The sequence below is a fragment of the Sphingobacterium sp. JB170 genome, assembly GCF_900163865.1.
Classification (GTDB): domain Bacteria; phylum Bacteroidota; class Bacteroidia; order Sphingobacteriales; family Sphingobacteriaceae; genus Sphingobacterium.
The window spans coordinates 1-17,422 of record NZ_FUKU01000029.1 but is presented as its reverse complement, the minus strand read 5'-3'; the positions used below and the strand labels follow the sequence as shown (position 1 = coordinate 17,422).

8 protein-coding genes are annotated in these 17,422 nt (G+C 44.2%); 1 reads left to right on the top strand and 7 read right to left on the bottom strand.

Annotated elements, in window-relative coordinates:
• Nucleotides 1-606 precede the first annotated feature (606 nt).
• Genes FM107_RS09055 through FM107_RS09030 form a run of 6 tightly spaced genes read right to left on the bottom strand, consistent with a single transcriptional unit; the run spans nt 607 to nt 10,523 of the window.
• Nucleotides 607-2,358: a glycoside hydrolase family 43 protein gene (locus FM107_RS09055; protein WP_218778949.1), complete on the bottom strand. Its 1,752-nt coding sequence runs from the start codon at nt 2,356-2,358 to the stop codon at nt 607-609.
• 21 nt (nt 2,359-2,379) lie between these two features.
• Nucleotides 2,380-4,422: an alpha-glucuronidase gene (locus FM107_RS09050; protein WP_086948194.1), complete on the bottom strand. Its 2,043-nt coding sequence runs from the start codon at nt 4,420-4,422 to the stop codon at nt 2,380-2,382.
• Nucleotides 4,423-4,440: 18 nt separating this feature from the next.
• Nucleotides 4,441-5,403: a glycoside hydrolase family 43 protein gene (locus FM107_RS09045; RefSeq protein WP_086948202.1), complete on the bottom strand. Its 963-nt coding sequence runs from the start codon at nt 5,401-5,403 to the stop codon at nt 4,441-4,443.
• A gap of 17 nt (nt 5,404-5,420) precedes the next feature.
• On the bottom strand, nt 5,421-6,560 hold the full coding sequence (locus FM107_RS09040; RefSeq protein ID WP_086948201.1) for an endo-1,4-beta-xylanase: 1,140 nt from the start codon (nt 6,558-6,560) through the stop codon (nt 5,421-5,423).
• A gap of 10 nt (nt 6,561-6,570) precedes the next feature.
• On the bottom strand, nt 6,571-7,989 hold the full coding sequence (locus FM107_RS09035; RefSeq protein WP_086948193.1) for an MFS transporter: 1,419 nt from the start codon (nt 7,987-7,989) through the stop codon (nt 6,571-6,573).
• A 41-nt stretch (nt 7,990-8,030) separates the two neighbouring features.
• Nucleotides 8,031-10,523: a glycosyl hydrolase 115 family protein gene (locus FM107_RS09030; protein WP_086948192.1), complete on the bottom strand. Its 2,493-nt coding sequence runs from the start codon at nt 10,521-10,523 to the stop codon at nt 8,031-8,033.
• A gap of 264 nt (nt 10,524-10,787) precedes the next feature.
• Here FM107_RS09030 and FM107_RS09025 point away from each other — a divergent pair, with 264 nt between their 5' ends.
• Complete coding sequence (locus FM107_RS09025) at nt 10,788-14,810, top strand: hybrid sensor histidine kinase/response regulator transcription factor (RefSeq protein ID WP_086948191.1); 4,023 nt, start codon at nt 10,788-10,790, stop codon at nt 14,808-14,810.
• A 328-nt stretch (nt 14,811-15,138) separates the two neighbouring features.
• On the opposite strand, the gene FM107_RS09020 is transcribed toward FM107_RS09025, so the two are convergent.
• On the bottom strand, nt 15,139-17,139 hold the full coding sequence (locus FM107_RS09020; RefSeq protein WP_086948190.1) for a BCCT family transporter: 2,001 nt from the start codon (nt 17,137-17,139) through the stop codon (nt 15,139-15,141).
• Nucleotides 17,140-17,422 lie beyond the last annotated feature (283 nt).

Below are 17,422 nucleotides of genomic sequence, written 5' to 3'. Positions count from 1 at the left end.
ATTGCATAATACAATTATTATGAATACATGTATGTTTAACACTAATTATTTCCGGCAAACGTCCTTTCTACCGTAGTGTTTATATTTCGCTAGGTTTATACTATAACAGGCAGCTTATAGCTAAATTACAAACTTGCTTATCGCTTTACGAATCGGCATTGGCAGAAAACAATAACATTTACAGGATACTCCGTCAAAAAGACATCATATGAACTAAACAGAAAGGAATTTGCAACATTTAGTAGGAATAAAATACATAACACGCCGTCCAATCGGTTATCTTGAGGACTACAAAAAACAAAAGAATGAGGGCAATTCCAAAATGAGCTCTTCTACTTACGTTAGCTTTTACGTTGCTCTTTTCGATAGATGTCGCTCCTGCGCAATGCCCGGACGTCCACGTCCATATTTGTCCCGGTAAGCGGATATGGAAGGTGCTGGAAAAATTAAACACGACGACACAATCGGTGACGATTGACTACATTTTAAGAACAACGGATATCGAACTTTCGGCAAACATTATGATGAATCAATGCTCGATATCCGTTCACATTAGAATCTATTAATCTGCTATATATAAATTACACGATAATAACAAAAACTACACTACTCGACTTTTATATGATTTGCAGAAGTAGCATATAGGCCGATCATCGCTCCGGTAAATCCGCCCGCTACATCGGTTGACAAGATATCCCCGGATACACGCTGCCCTATATTTTCGAACGCGCGATCATCAAGCGCATAAGAGAATTGGTAATCATCGCCCTCGGCTACGACTTTAAGGGATATTTTCCCGAGGTCGGCTAATTTTGTTTGGGCAACGATGGACGACTCGCCATTCTCGGTCCGCTGTAAAACGAGGTAATCATTCCCACCCGACTTCGTTACCCCCAGTACATAGTGGAACGACTCACTTTGTACGCAGGTAAGTCCTGCTAAATCCGCGTCTGATTCGGGCATATAGACCATATCGACTGATGCGGAAAATGAAGCATGCTGTTGGCGATAAAATAAAGCAGAAATGGGTTTTTGTGCTTTTATATTAATGTCAAAAGGCTTGATGTGAAGACCAGACGCGCTTTCTTGAACGAACTTTTCACGCGGGCCTCGTAAGGCTATCCAGCGGTCATCCAGACCATTGCCCGCAAACTTATCGGTAAAGGTGAAGTTTCCATTAGGGAAAAATTCACCTGTATTCATTTTGTTTTCGGCGCCCTGCGGTACAGCAATAGAAGCTTTGAGCGGCTCCATCCCACCTTCAAATACCGGCCACCGGCCAGACCAATCGACCGGTAGCATAAATGTTTCCCTGCCGGTATTCACTCGGTTCTTTTCATTGGGCCGTACAGCAAGAAACACGCCGTACCACTCGCCATTCGGTGTTTCCACAAGATCGGCATGTCCTGCCCACTCCACAGGGTTTGGCCTGCTCTTATCAAGATGGCGTTGGGATAAAATCGGGTTATCTGGGGCCGGCTTGTAAGGTCCACGGGGACTATCACTCATAAATACAACTTCACTGTGGTTCGCTCCTGTCCCGCCTTCGGCGCACATCAAGTAATATTTATCGTCCCGTTTATAAATATGAGGCGCCTCGATCCAAATTGGTTGCTGGTTAATATCCACACCACCGTCGACAATAATCTTGTCGGTACCAGCGATAACATTATCGCGCTCTACATCATAATCCCAGACCTTAATGACGCGGTGCCCTTCGTACTGTTCCTTTCCGTACGCTGGTGCATCATTGTGTACCACATACGCCTTTCCATCATCATCAAAGAACAATGCCGGATCGATCCCACCAAAGTCAAGCTGAATGGGGTCAGACCAATTACCTTCAAGCGGATCTTTCGTTTTCACAACCATATTGCCAATCTCCGAGGCGATTTGCGTGGTAATCATGTAAAAAGTATCGTTATTCGGGTTATACTGGATATCCGGCGCATAGACACCGGCACTAATACCTGCGGTTTCCACTTTCAATTGTGACTCTCGATCCAGTACATGGCCAATCTGCATCCAATTGACCAAATCTTTGGAATGAAAAATAGGCACACCTGGGAACATAACAAACGAGGAGCTCACCAGGTAGTAATCGTTTCCCTTACGAGTAATACTCGGATCGGGATAACACCCCTGCAAAATCGGGCTGTAAAACTGTCCTTCGGTCAAAAGGCTGTCGGCATATATTTTATCGTTACCCGCATATTCAAAATTCTGGAAAACAGGCTCGCTGCTCGCAACAATCCCGTCACTGCGATTTCCGTTATTTTGCTGGCAGCCAGACAGCAACGCTGTCGCTAGTATGCTGAGCCATATATTCGTCTTATTCTTCATCCTTCTTTCTTTCATTTTCATCTTTCTTTAATGGACTTAGTTATGGTGTTTCATATCCAGTTTTATTTTCTTCAATTCCTGCAGTTCGTGGATTGGCCGCTCGACCTGGTACGGTATGGGCATTTTTGAAAATGTCTGGAAGTACAGCAAACACGCGTCCTTCCACCAAACTGCATCTTTTGCCTGAATCTTCAGTTTAGATTGCACCTGCTCAAATCGCTGTTTATCAACATACGGCTGCAGCGTGTCCCAAACTTTTTGAAACGCACGTACTTCGTGTACACCACGATCGTAATGCATACACAGCTCGTCCCATAACGTGCGACCGCTTTTCATGCGGTGCGTCCATGGCACATGATGAAACCATAATAGCAAATTTTCAGGGCAACTCTCCAATTTATTAAATGTGCTACGCAACGGCTCCTTATACTGCGAGACAGCGCCGCTCCCAGCTGTCGTACGATCAAACCCTACGCCTACGGTATCAGCATTGTGGTAGTACCACGGCATCCAGTCTGGTCTTCCGCCCTCCATCTCGCCCCAAGGCTCTGGCCCGTAATGATGACCGTACGCGAAGATATGATGCAGCCCGAGGGGCATCATATAATCTACGGCAACTTCACGAGATCGCATCATCATCTGCCGAACAGGCAGCACGAACTGGGCATCATTTGAAAATGTCTGGCGGATCCACTCTTCGGCGATCTGCTCGGATGACAGCTGGTGGTTCCAGGCTAGGCGGCCGAACGCATACCAATTGGCCTGAGCAAAATCGTGCCCTGTCCAGTTAGCGTCTTCTCCTATATTGGCGACGGCCGAAATTGCTGTTTTCTTATTTTTAAACGTGCTACCGTCCGTTACACGAGCGACCGTAGTACCTGGCCCATTGGCATAGGTGTCGCTGTCCAGCGTTTCTTTAAAAAGCGGCGCCAGATATACCAAATGGTTGGAGAAGCCTAGATATTCCTGGGTAATCTGAAATTCAATCATCTGCGGTGTATGCGTCATAGCGCCAAAGAGCGGTGTGACCGGCTCGCGCGGCTGGAAATCGATAGGTCCATTTTTTATCTGTATGATGACATTGTCCCGAAATTCGCCATCCAAGGGTACAAACTCTTGATATGCTTGCTTAGCCCGGTCTTCTGCTGTGGGGTTATACACAAACGCACGCCACATCACAAGTCCGCCGTAGGGCTTCAACGCATCTGCCAGCATATTCGCACCATCCGCATGCGTACGCCCATAGTCCTGGGGACCCGGTTGCCCTTCGGAATTCGCCTTAACCAGAAAGCCTCCAAAATCTGGAATTTGCTGATAGATTTCCTTCACTTTGGTCTCCCACCATTGCTGCACGGGCTTGCGAAGGGGATCCGAATCAGCCAAACCGTCTAGCACCTTGGGAGCGGAAAAATTAGCCGACAAATAGACCTTGATGCCATACTTCCGAAATACAGCAGCTATCGCTTTCACCTTCACGATATATTCGCTCGTGAGAATCTCGGGTGAAGCATTGACATTGTTCAATACTGTAGCGTTGATACCTATCGAAGCATTCGCGCGGGCATACTGCTCGTACCTAGGCGATAACTTCCCAGGTAGTTCATCCCATAGCCAGAGCGAATAACCAGCATACCCCCTTTCCACGGTCCTATCCAGGTTATCCCAATGATTTAATATCCGGATATCGTAATCGGGAATCTCCTCAAGGAATAAATTTCGCATATCAGCTTTGGTTTCTTGCAGGCGCAATAAATGATATGCACCATACAATAGACCTATAGGTTCAGCGGCGTTCAAATGAATGCCTGATGCACTGCCTTTAATTTGATAACCTTCCTTTAGTCGTTTAGCCCCTTTGTCGATGTGCATCTCGATAGTCGGGCCGCTCCAATAGCGTTCCAGTTCTTTCCGGGCGAGCTGCGCCGTTTTATGCTGATCACGCAAACCAATACGCCGCTGGCTTGCAATATGCTTTTCGACGGGCTTATATCGTAACCAAAGTTGGCTTCCTTCTTGTGCATGCGCAAGAAACGGAAGTAGAACGATGAGGAATAAAAGGTGTTTTTTTCGAGGGAACATACGTGGTAATTTTGATGTTTACTGTCCTGCTATGGTTTTTATCATTCCGTCTTCATCGTACTCCAGCTCGACCATTTTCATGCTGCGCAACCAAGTTTTTCCGCCCGAGGGCACCGTATCGTGATAGAACAAAAACCACTTACCGTTAAACTCCAGAATACTATGATGTGTGGTCCAGCCAACAACGGGCGTCAGGATTACACCCTGATAAGTAAATGGCCCATACGGGCTATCGCCGACCGCGTAACATAACAAGTGCGTATCGCCAGTGGAATAGGAAAAGTAGTATTTCCCGTTATATTTATGCACCCAAGCGGCTTCAAAAAATCGGCGGTCGGTATCGCCCTGTTTTAGTGGGTTCCCTTCTTCATCCAATAGGAGCACTTCGCGCGGATGCTCGGCAAATTCAAGCATATCATCCTTTAACCGAGCAACCTTAGCGGACAGCCCCGTCTCATGGAAATGCGGTAAATCGCAAGGAGGAAGCAACATATTGTCCCGATAAAACTGAAGTTGACCGCCCCATATCCCACCGAAATAAAGGTAGTGCGCTCCGTCATCCGCAAAGGCACAAGGATCAATGCTGTAGCTTCCTTGCATCGGGTGCGCTTGTGGAATAAAAGGTCCCTCAGGCCGCTCGCTAACGGCGACCCCGATACGGAATATATCGTTCTTATCTTTCATGGCGAAGTATAAATAATACTTTCCATCTTTGAAGGCTACATCCGAATCCCACAGCTGTCTTCCTGCCCAAGGGATATCCTCCAGGCGAAGTGCTACGCCGTGGTCGACTGCCTCGGCTTGGGCATCTTCCATCGAGAAAACATGGTAATCGCGCATATTGAAATGATCACCGTTGTCATTCTCTGCTACCCCACTCTCCCAATCATGGGAAGGATATATAAAAATTTTACCTTCAAAAACATGTGCTGAAGGATCGGCCATGTAGTCATTAGGGACTAAATATCGAGGAGTTTTCATATACATAGTTTTCATTATTAATTAGCTAATTCGAGAATGTCTACTAAAAAAGGCTTGGGTTGATAGTGGCGATCAAACAGCAAAGGGTAATCTGTGCGCCCTTCGATCGGCCAATTGTTCTTCCAGGAATCCCCATCGCCTACACCCCATAACGTTACCCGGCTAATCTTATCTTGGTGCTTTAGGTATAAATTAAAAAAGCTGACATAACGCGCACCCAGTTCATTCATTTTATCCGCCGGCAGTCCCTCTTTATAGGGGTCGAACGATTCGTTATAGGCTGCCGTATCGGCCAATTCCGCACCGACGTGCGGGCTGGCATGCGGAAGAACCGAAATATCCATCTCAGTAACCATCACCTTAACTCGCAAATTAGCGAAATCAATTATTGTTTTCTCCGTTTCCTCCAAGGACGCGTGCGATAGTCCGTGATGCTCCTGCATACCTAAGCCATCAATTTGGATACCATCATCCTGTAATTTCTTTGTCAAACGGACGATACCCGCCCGTTTCGCTGGTATGGCCGTCGAATAATCATTGTAATATAATTCAGCTTCCGGATCCGCCTGGTGAGCGAACTTAAATGCGAGCGGAATAAAATCCTCCCCGAGGATCTCGTAGAATTTACTCGGGCGATATTCGCCATTATCAAGTATCGCTTCATTGACTACATCCCAGCCATGTATACGCCCTTTGTACCGCGAAACGATGGTGTGGATGTGGTTTCGCATGCGTTCGGTCAGCACTTCGCGCGAAACATCGTTACCGTGCTTGTCAACAAAAAACCAATCGGGGGCTTGCGAGTGCCAGATCAAGTTATGCCCCACGATATGCATTCCATTCTTTTCCCCCAACTCGACGAATTTGTCCGCATCATCAAAGAAGAACACGCCTTCTTGTGGCTGTATATTCTCACTTTTCATACAATTCTCGGCGACAATGGAATTAAACTGCTGCTGCACAACTTCGAGTGCTGCAACATTGTGGCCCTTAATCTGACCGAGATCCAGCGCCGTCCCGACATAAAACTTATCCGCGTAGGCTTCTTTCAAAGTTTTTGCGCTATCCACCTGCTCTCCCTGCGGCTGTCCAGACGTACAGGACATGCCCACAGCAACGGCTAGTCCAGATAAAATAATCGTTTGTAGTACATTCATGTTTAAGGTTTTATGTTTTATTTCTGTGTCTATCTTCAATTTCGTGGTTTATGGTATCGATAACGTCATCTTCCAGGCTGTACTTGGAAATAATGAACATCGCCAGGATCAATAAGATCGCCGGAATAACGGCAACCAGCCATAAAATCCCTTGCTCGGCGGATGCCGACTGTGTCAAAATATTATCCTTATCAAAGCCTACGTAAGCCAGTACGAGCCCAGGAACAATCCCGCCGAGTGCCATTCCTGCCTTATAGAAAATCCCGGTCAGCGCATTCACAATACCCGAAATACGTTTACCCGTTGCGTGTTCGCCATAAGAGATCACTTCCGGCACGAGCGCCCACATATAGCCCGTAGCGACAATAACTCCAGTCGATTTAATAAACTGCGCGACGAGCACCAACCAGACATGCATTTTCAAAGCGGGGACAATAGAAATAATATAAAGCATGATCATCCCTGCAATAGCGATAGTTAGGAACCCGTAAAACATCTGCTTTTTTCCGATAGCGCGTTTAATAGCCGGCACCAGTGGCATAAAGATGAACGCAGGGATAGAGCCCAAAGCCATAAAGTAGGGTAACATCTCTGGCGCTTGTACATTATATATCATATAGTAAGAACCCGCCGAATTCCCTATGGCCATCATCGCAAAGGCAGTAATGAAGAAGAAGGCTAGCACTCGTAAGGGACCGTTATGTTTAAATTCGCCCCAAAGGTCCGATACCTTCACATTTTCCGTATCCTTATCATCCATAACCACGCGTTCCTTGGTCTGTGTATAACAAAACACCAATAGGCACAAGCCAACAAGCGCATATATTGTCATGGTAATAAACCACGCGTCGCCGGATTCAGGAGAATTAATCCTTCCATCAGGAGAAAAATATTGCACAACAATCGGCACACCGTATCCAACGGCAAGACCGCCCAGGTTAGCCATAAACATACGGGTAGACGTCAGTTTCGTGATTTCATCCGTATCGCGCGTCAACGATGCATTCAGCGCGCCGTAAGGAACGTTGATTAACGTGTAGAGCATCGAAAGCCCGACATACGTCACATAAGCGTAAGCTAGCGATCCGGAAAATCCATTCCAAAAGCAAAGGATAGCAAAGCCTGTGAGCGGTATTCCTCCTAAAATTAGGTAAGAACGATATTTCCCCATCTTGGCGTTCCGTTTGTCCACGAAGGCGCCGACAATTGGATCCCAAATCACATCTACTATTCGCACGACCAAAAACATCACGCCGGCGGCGGTGGCGGAGATACCAAAAACATTCGTGTAAAAAATGAGTAGGTACATCGATACGGTCTGATAAATAAGGTTCTGCGCTAAATCGCCAGAACCAAACCCTATCCGCTGTACTTGTGAGAGCTTATAAAAACCTCGTGATTCATTAACCTGACTTGTTTCTGCACTCATGTGATTGAATATCTGTTGTTTATCATTTATAACGTGGTTTTTTATTTTCTTTTTGCACTTTGTGGTGGCCCTAGATACGAGGGCTGCAATCCTCCAAAATCCATTACAACCTTTTGAATCACAATGCCGTGTTCTAACGGCCTTATACGGATCGTATATTCACCCGGTTGAGCAAAATCGTGTGACGTCTGGCTTTCGATAATCCGGCGAGCCTGCCATTTGCCCAGCTCCCCTTTATAGTGACCGTTAATATTCACGATCTGCTCTTGGCCTCCATTGATGGAAACCGCGTAACGGAGTCCCCTATTGGCGTTGTAATTCAAGGTGGGTGACGTCCATATCAGTAGCTTCGCTTTTCCGATTGTGGAGATATCAATTTTATATTCTAGGTATACCCGTTTATCCAAAATTTCCGTAACCGGTAAAGTCGTTACCGCAGATTCCGTTTTACCGAGATTTGGTATTTCTGTCCATCTTACTTTGGAAGAGTTACTTGCGTGAAAGAAGTTCATGGCCTCGATTGAAACATAGCCGTCTTGTTCGACAAAAATATTCGACGGCGCTTCCCTCGCGCTGGAATCAATGTAAACGACTGCTGGCATCATACTAGTGTCCGGGTTATTCCAGCTTGTGTATCCGATACGTATCTGATCCATCATGTGCTTCCATTTGCCGCCCGAAATCGTATTGAAGTGCAAAGTCAATAACGAATCACGCGTAAAACTTTCTTTGACTTTATCGGCCCAATAATTGGCACGTAAATCCTTCTTGGAGACATAAAAATCATTCATGGCTTTAGCATAGTACATATCATACAAATTGGACATACCATTAATAGGGAATAACACCAATTGATCGAAAGTATCTTTATACGTATCTGACAATTGGTTATATAGGCGCATCGCATCAATTAAAAGGGTACGATATTCCTTTACCACCGTTTCAAATTCGTTGTAGTTTGTTAAACTATATGTTTTGTGATCTAATAGTTCAGGTGTGACACGGTGGTTGAATTTGGTGTACAATTCGATCAAGCGGGCTGCTTCTTTTGCATGCTTCTGACCGAACTGCTGCGCGCACCACGCTCTGGTGTGCGAGGTCAGATTGGCGGGGTTATACCGTTTAGGATTCCACGCCATATCCAAGAAAAACGACATTGGATATTCCATGGGTTTCAGATCGCCTACATTGACGACCCATATTTTATCAACGCCATGTGCATAGGTCAGGTTCAACTGTTCCCACACCCGCGATATTTGGCTCACGTTGAGCCACTTGGTATTCCGAGGCCCTCCTACATAATCGAAATGGTAATACATTCCGTAGCCGCCTTTGCGGGGTTTGACTCCCAATTCGGGTAACTTTCGTACGTTGCCCCAATTATCGTCACAAAAAAGCAATGTTACATCGTCCGGTACCCGCATACCATTATCATAGTAGTCCTGTACTTCTTTATATAAAGCCCATACCTGTGGCGTATGCGCTGGTTCCTCCCCCGTGACATCCGCTATGATCTCGCGTTGATCGGCAACAATATCTTCAAGTAAGCTTGTGTTCTGCTTCTCACTCATAGGTTCATCGCCGTCACCACGCATAGCAATAGTCACCACCGTTTCCCAATCTTTAGCACGCTCCATTCCTTTACGCCAAAATTCTTGCAAACCTTTTTTGTTTTTGGAATAATCCCACGCACCACCCTCACCATGACGTTTCCATTCCGCCTGCGCACGTGCCATCGGTTCGTGATGGGAAGTACTCATGACAATACCCATTTCATTGGCCAATACTCCATTTTGCGGGTCATCATCGTAAAACGCGTTCCCCCACATCGCTGGCCAAAGAAAATTTCCCTTCAGACGGAGAATCAATTCGAAAACCGTTTCGTAAAACTGGCTGTTATATCCGCCAAAAGTGAGGTTAGCCCATTTTGTCAACGCTGGATATTCATCATTTAAAAAGATGCCTCGATACGCAACAGCTGGTTCGCCTTCGGTATAGACACCGGGCTTAATATATAGATTCGGCGCACGCTCTACGGGGACGTCTGCCCAAAAATACCATGGCGACACACCCATTTGTTTCGAAAGCTCGTAGATACCGTAAATGGTGCCGCGTTTGTCGCTTCCGGCAATCACCAAAGCTGATTTTATATCCTCTGCCGGATTCTCTACGACCGTAATGATAAATTTTTCCCGTTTACCTTCGATATCCTGTCGTTTGAGTAATCCTTTGGCTAACAAACCATCAATCACGCTCGATTGTCCTACCGTACCGATACAAATAGTTGACGCAGCGCCGGGCACCGTGCTGGCGCGTTTTCCCGCCACTTTTTCGAAATCCTTTTGTAAACTTTCGACGGCACGTAAAACGCCCGTATCATCTTTCGGATCTACCTGAAGCGCGAGTGGTATTCCATTTTCGATCAGCGCCAAACTTCCTTGTTGGGGCTCGTCGAAAATAAATCTCTTCTCGTCATCTTGTGCATGTAGAGTTACTCCCACTAGGAGGGATAACACGATAAAAAAATACTGCATATGAACAATGGTTTACGATGGTACGCGTAGCTTTCCATTTCGGGAAAACCACTAAGGTAAAGGTAACATTAACTGCACGTGCCCTTTATGGCAACTGTTACATTCGCTCTCCTTTCTGTTGCATACAGGGTGAAATTTGTTTCATTTCCGTTTCCTTTTGTTACCTCGCAGCGTTTCATCACTTCTTGTGTAAAAAAAAAACAGTTCCTGATCGTTACTAAATCACAGTTTATGTATCTTTCAAAAAAGTAACCAAAAAAACCAATGTTAAGATTTGCTACCCTTTGTGTATTTCTTTTTTATTTCATTGTTCCAGCCAGTGGCCAAGCCACACGTCTTTACGACCATCGGGATTATGGATTTGGCGAACTCTCGTCGAACCTCATCAGAAGCATCGCGCAGGATGAACACGGATATATCTGGATAGCCACTGAATATGGTTTAAATAAATTTGACGGTGTTCGTTTTGTGCAGTATCTCCATGATGTACAAGATAGCAGCTCGATCTCCAGCAACCATGTAACGACGATCCATCGAGACGCTAACGAGCGGCTGTGGATCGGCTGCTCAAATGGTCTACAATATTATGACGATACCCGCGAGCAGTTTATCCGCATTCGATTCCCGAATCAAATAGCGCCTCACATCACCGATATTTTGACCCGTAGCGATGGCTCGTTGTGGGTTGCTACGTCGGGTTGGGGTATTTTTTCCATTGATCCGTCAACTCAAATAGCCAATCAACTGGATCAAATCAACCAACTTGTAGGTGGTATGTACGGCCGTAAACTATTTGAAGATAGCAACAAGTATCTATGGGTGGCAATTGACCGGGTCGGGGTGATATGTCTTGCGCCCGATCTTAAAAAACGGGATCTTAGGGTAGCCACATTAGCCCCCCCTATTCCCAACGGGGAAATTTACAACATACTAGAAACGGAATCTGGAGATTTTATATTGGGTGAAGGCTCCGACCTTATGCGCATCAACAAATCAAAAACACACATTTCGTCCATACCCTTTGCTAATGGAAAATCCCCCAGGATCAACGAAATCCACGACATCGGGAACGGAACTATTATCATCAGCACGGAAAATGATGGCGTCTGGCATTTGGACACCTCGCAACAACCTTTCTTAATAAAACGGGATCAGTTATCGAACCTAGACAAGACCTATAGCAATGCGCGAATAAAGACCGTGCTACAAGACAGAGAAAAAAATCTCTGGTTGGGCTGGTTTCAACGAGGTTTGGTTTTCATTCCGGCTTCCAGCAAACAGTTTGAATTTTGGCGAATATTAGAGATTGAAGAATCGGACACAAAAAAAATAAAAACGATCACGACCGACCGGGACAAACATGTCTGGTATAGTATTGAGGGCAAGGGTGTTTTTAGGGTGGACAGCACAGGAAACCTACTCCAATCCTACCCGCAATTACATAATATAACACAGTTGCTGGAAAATGAAAATGGCGATATCTGGTTTTTATCATACGATAAAGGGCTCGGTAAAATAGAGGTGAAAAGCGAAAAAGCTATTTTTCTGAACCTTTTTTCAAACCAGCTGACCAAGGCAATGGTACGCGGAAAAAACAATAAGCTTTATATATCTACATTTGGCACTGGATTCGTGGAATATGATCCGCAAAACGATACCTTCAAAAAATTCAGCATGGATGATACCATTGGGGGCGGTGGCGTGTTGGGGAACGATTGGATTAACACCATGCTCTGCGATAAACAGGGACGGATATGGCTCGGCCACCACAAGGGAATTAGTTGTTACGATCCGCAAAAAAATACTTTCGTAGATCAATGGGCAAACCAGGGGCTCTCTGAACAAATCGTGCTTTCGCTATTACAGGATAAAAATCAGCATATTTGGGTAGGCACCTATAATGGGCTGCATAAAATAACAAAAGATACGCGAGAACTCGCAAGCATTACCACAAACAACGGGCTTTCCAGCAATGTTATCTCCGGACTGGCGGAAGATAAACAGGGTAATATATGGTGTAGCACCTTCAATGGTATTAATTATGTCGACCCAACCAAAAACAAAATTGTAAATTATTATACCGGAGACGGACTGGTTGACCGCTCTTACAACAGTTCTGTTTATTATCAGGATCTCCAAGGAAAAATATATTACGGCGGCAAGCAGGGCATCACCTCCTTCTACCCTCAGCAGGTTCAGTCTCCAAAGTATACACATCCGGTCCAAATGACGAATCTTTACCTCCGGAATCAATCCATAAAACCCGGAGATCTTTCGGGAGGAAAACCGATCTACACCCAAGGTCTTGCTACTGCAAGCGAGTTTCAATTTGCCAGTCAAGACGATAGCTTTACGCTCGAGCTGTCCACCATGGACTTTAATAGTCCGGAAAACATTCACTATGAGTATCGATTGAAGGGGTTCAATAAAACCTGGAACACCACACTACCGGGCGTAAATCTCATTACCTACAATAACCTCACACCAGGGGACCATGAGCTGGAAATCAGAGCGTGTAAATATGGCGCTTATTCGGAAAGCAAAATCATTAAATTGCATGTTATGCCGCCGTGGTACCGCAGCACATTAGCCTATTTCCTATATCTAGCCATTGTCATCGGAATACTGACATTGATTGCGCATTACCTTCGAGAGCGTCGTCTAGAAAAACTACATGCTTATAAACTTCAACTTTTTACCGACATTTCGCACGAAATCAGATCCCCCCTCACACTGGTGCTCAGTCCAATCGATAAGCTAATTATGACAGCACCGGATAAAACGAGTAAAGACACGTTACAAAGTATGCGCAGAAATGCACTTCGCATCTTAAACCTAGTCAACCAGCTGCTCGATATCCGCAAGTTGGAAACCGGACAGCTTAAATTAGTATTTAAAGAAACGAATCTCCCCGGTTTCACGCAGCAATGCACACAGTTATTTGAACAACAAGCACAAGAACGGGGGATCGCGTTTAAAGTCGCCTCCGACATGGAATATATCCCGGTTTGGATGGACTCCAATAGCTTTGAGAAGATACTTAGCAACCTGTTGTCAAACGCTTTTAAGTTCACGCCGAACGGAGGAGCGATCGATGTCCATCTTACTTCGTTATTCACGAAACAGGGCAATTATGCCAAAATAATTGTGTCCGATAGCGGCGCTGGTATCCCCGAAAATGAGACACGAAATATTTTCAAACGTTTCTATCAAGGCAATAATCAGATTTCCGGTGGACAACAGGGATCAGGCATTGGTTTACACTTAGCGCAGATGCTCATCGAGAAGCACGGCGGAAAAATTTCAGCCGAAAACCGCACCGACAAACAAGGAAGCCACTTCTCGCTACAAGTTCCGCTCGGCAACCGTCATTTGCCAAAAGCACAACTACAAATCGAGCGATTGCAGTTAGAGAAAGACAGCATGGTGGAACCGGTGATGCTAAAACAAATTTTATCGCAGGAAGATACAACAGCTGCGAAAGCGAGGCTGCATAAAACAAACTTCAAAGTGTTAGTCGTTGATGATGAGAAGGATATTCTTCATTATATAAACCAGGAATTGCAGAGTATATATAAAATCATCTCGGCAGGTAATGGAAATGATGCCTTTCAGCTCGCGTTGTCGCACCTCCCCGATCTGATTATCTCCGATGTATCTATGCCCGATATGGACGGCTTTACGCTCGTTAAAAAGGTAAAAAGCAACAGCGCGACGAACCATATTCCTGTCGTCCTGCTCACGGCAAAAATAGACCACGAAGACCGTATGCAGGGAATCGGTTTGGGTGCGGACGCCTATCTCACCAAACCCTTTCTCATCGAGGAATTATTGATCCTAGCCGAGAACTTGATCAAAAACCGCATGACTGTCAAAGGAAAATACTCCGGTGCACAGGAACAGCAAGGTAAGGTGAAGACGATCTCTTTTAAATCGAGTGATGAACTACTTATGCAGCGCATTGTCAGTGCCGTAAATAAATACTTGGAAAATCCAAGTCTCAATGTACAACTGCTAGCCGACGAAGTTGGATTGAGCCGCGTGCAGTTACACCGTAAGGTGAAGGCACTCACGGGCGTATCTACGAGCGAGTTTATACGAAACATACGCTTAAAACAGGCCGAAAAGTTGCTGTTGGATAAAAAAATGAATATCTCACAAGTTGCGTATGCACTAGGATTCACGAATCAGACACATTTCTCGACACTGTTTAAGAAGTTGTATGGTTTAAGTCCTTCGGAATACATTAACCGGCATGCGAAACAGCAATGTTATGAAGGTAGTTAAGCCTACTCGGAGACAAACAACTTTTTTGCTTTTTAAGGTAATCTGGCAATTCTACAGCTTTAACCATTACACATTGCGTTAGATTTTGTGTAGTTTTTAAAAAAACATTATGATATGGCCGAGTATATTGAAATAGAAATCCATCGAATCCACGTGAGTACTGATGAAAGGCGTCATAAACCATTAGTATCGTCCATTGATCGGGCTTCCCACCCTGAGTTTCGGCACGTCCATTTATGACGCATAAGATGACAACGCCTGAGCTCAGATCGGATATAAAACACGTTTACTAAACAACGCAATTGAAACTATTCCCACTTCCCTGGAATTACTTTACTTTTTTATGTGCATTACTACTGATAAACATTTCGTTGCGTTCCTCCGATATAATTCCTAAAAATCGCTCATAATGTTTCAATACGTCGGAAATCAACTCATTCTTGGTAAAGTATTGAATGTCGTATCCCTCTCGTGAATCTCCAAAGTAAGCTTTAGGGAAATATGTTTTATTTTCATCGACATCAGGAATGTTATCTTCCGCGAGTAAGTAATCCGACACCAGTTTTGACTGACTTTGTACGCCATAAATAAAATTATTGACCCTGTCATATTCTATTTCGATCTCCATCTTCTTCGGATTTTCATAAGAATTAATCTTTGCATTAATTCCATTCGCGGCAAACTCTTTTAACAACTCTGAAAAGGCATCATGTACCGTCGTTTGAATGAACTGTTCGACGGAAGGGCGATCTTTAAAGGAAACAATACGCTTTAATCGTTCTTTCCAAAATTCACCAGACCATGGAATTACTGATTCGGAAAAATTACGATCATAGTACGCTCCATCAATGATGAGAGCCTTTACAAAACTAACAATGAACAACAGCATGATGATTGAAAATGGTAAAGCGGTAATCAACGTCATACTTTGTAAAGCATTTAAGCCCCCGGCATTCAATAGCAGTAAGGACAGAACTGCGAGTAATATACCCCACAAGGCGATCTGCCATTTTGGAGAGTGCTTTGCATTTTTGGTAGCTATGTTGTTCATCACGTAAATCCCCGAATCTGCCGAAGTCACAAAGAATATAATAATAATAATAATTACCACAAAGCTTGCTATCGTGGAAAAAGGGAGGTACTCCAAAAACCTAAACATCAAAGCATCGGGGTTAGAAGCTAACTCACTTAACATTCCGTTGGCGACATTCCGGTCAAACCATATTGCACTGTTTCCAAAAACAGTCATCCAAAAAAAGTTGAATACAGTTGGTATAATTAATACGGCCCCTATAAACTCTCGAATTGTCCTTCCTTTTGAAATTTTAGCAATGAATAGTCCCACGTATGGCGACCACGAAATCCACCATGCCCAATAGAGAATTGTCCAATCATAAAACCACGGCAGGGTCTCCTCTTCGTAAACATGCGTATTAAAAGTAAGGCTGAAGAAATTGGTGATATAATTTCCTATCCCTTCCGTAAAACTACCAATCAGGTAAACAGTTGGTCCGGCAAACAAAACAAAAAGGAGAAGGCAGGATACCCCGACTATATTGATGTTACTTAATATCTTTATTCCTTTATCCACGCCAGTAACCGCAGACAAAATCGAAAGAGACACCAATGCTCCCACGATAAAAACTTGATAAACGAAACTGGTATCGGGCACTATACCCAATATTTCTAATCCTGAATTGACTTGAACAACACCAAAACCCAGTGTCGTTGTTATTCCAAAAAATGTACTGCAGAGCGCAAAGACGTCAATTGCATTTCCCCACTTTCCGTTAATTTTTTCTTTCAAAAGAGGATAAAAACCGCTACGTAGCGAAAGCGGCAGTTTATAGCGATAAGCAAAGTAGGACAGCGAGAGGCCGATTATCCCATAAATTGCCCACGCGTGTATACCCCAATGAAAAAAGGTATAAACCTGTGCATTCTTTACACGACTAATGTATTGGTTCGATGTAAATGCTTCCGATGAGTAGTGCTGCATGGGTTCTGCTACACCAAAGTACATCAACCCAATTCCCATACCCGCCGCAAATAGCATCGAAATCCAGGAAAAAAAAGAATACTCCGGCCTGCTGTCATTATTTCCTAACCTTATCGTCCCGTATTTACTAAACATGAGGTATATGAGGAAAATCACGAAGATCGTCACTGACCAGACATATATCCAATTTAGATTGACAAAAATGAAATTCTGAATAGTATTTAACAGTTCTTCTGCAACTTTAGGAAAAAAGACTGAAATTAAGGAAACTGTAGAGATGAATATAATACTGGGTATGAATATTCCGCTTTTTAATGAAGTTTTGCGCATATGCTTTATTCTTTGATTAATAGTAGATTTTAACAATTACTTTATCAGTTAAACTTTAGCGTTATTTAAAAATAAAGTTATGGTTAATAATTTATAGCGTCTGAAACCATAAAAATGGACGAGGACCTTTTATTTCAACGCTTCCGCTGAGGTCAACAAAAATGCGTCCTTCCCAGCAATAAATGTAACGCTATTTTATCAAACCATCCTCAAATTTGATATTTCATATCAGTAGCGTCCTAAACAAAGAAAAAAATGGCGGTGGATTAATACAGCAGGGATT

What these genes read in the sequence shown, in the direction of transcription:
- FM107_RS09055 (WP_218778949.1), bottom strand. Translation starts at nt 2,358, where the DNA reads ATGAAAGAAAGAAGGATGAAGAATAAGACGAATATATGGCTCAGCATA.
- FM107_RS09050 (WP_086948194.1), bottom strand. Translation starts at nt 4,422, where the DNA reads ATGTTCCCTCGAAAAAAACACCTTTTATTCCTCATCGTTCTACTTCCG.
- FM107_RS09045 (WP_086948202.1), bottom strand. Translation starts at nt 5,403, where the DNA reads ATGAAAACTCCTCGATATTTAGTCCCTAATGACTACATGGCCGATCCT.
- FM107_RS09040 (WP_086948201.1), bottom strand. Translation starts at nt 6,560, where the DNA reads ATGAATGTACTACAAACGATTATTTTATCTGGACTAGCCGTTGCTGTG.
- FM107_RS09035 (WP_086948193.1), bottom strand. Translation starts at nt 7,989, where the DNA reads ATGAGTGCAGAAACAAGTCAGGTTAATGAATCACGAGGTTTTTATAAG.
- FM107_RS09030 (WP_086948192.1), bottom strand. Translation starts at nt 10,523, where the DNA reads ATGCAGTATTTTTTTATCGTGTTATCCCTCCTAGTGGGAGTAACTCTA.
- FM107_RS09025 (WP_086948191.1), top strand. Translation starts at nt 10,788, where the DNA reads ATGTTAAGATTTGCTACCCTTTGTGTATTTCTTTTTTATTTCATTGTT.
- FM107_RS09020 (WP_086948190.1), bottom strand. Translation starts at nt 17,139, where the DNA reads ATGCGCAAAACTTCATTAAAAAGCGGAATATTCATACCCAGTATTATA.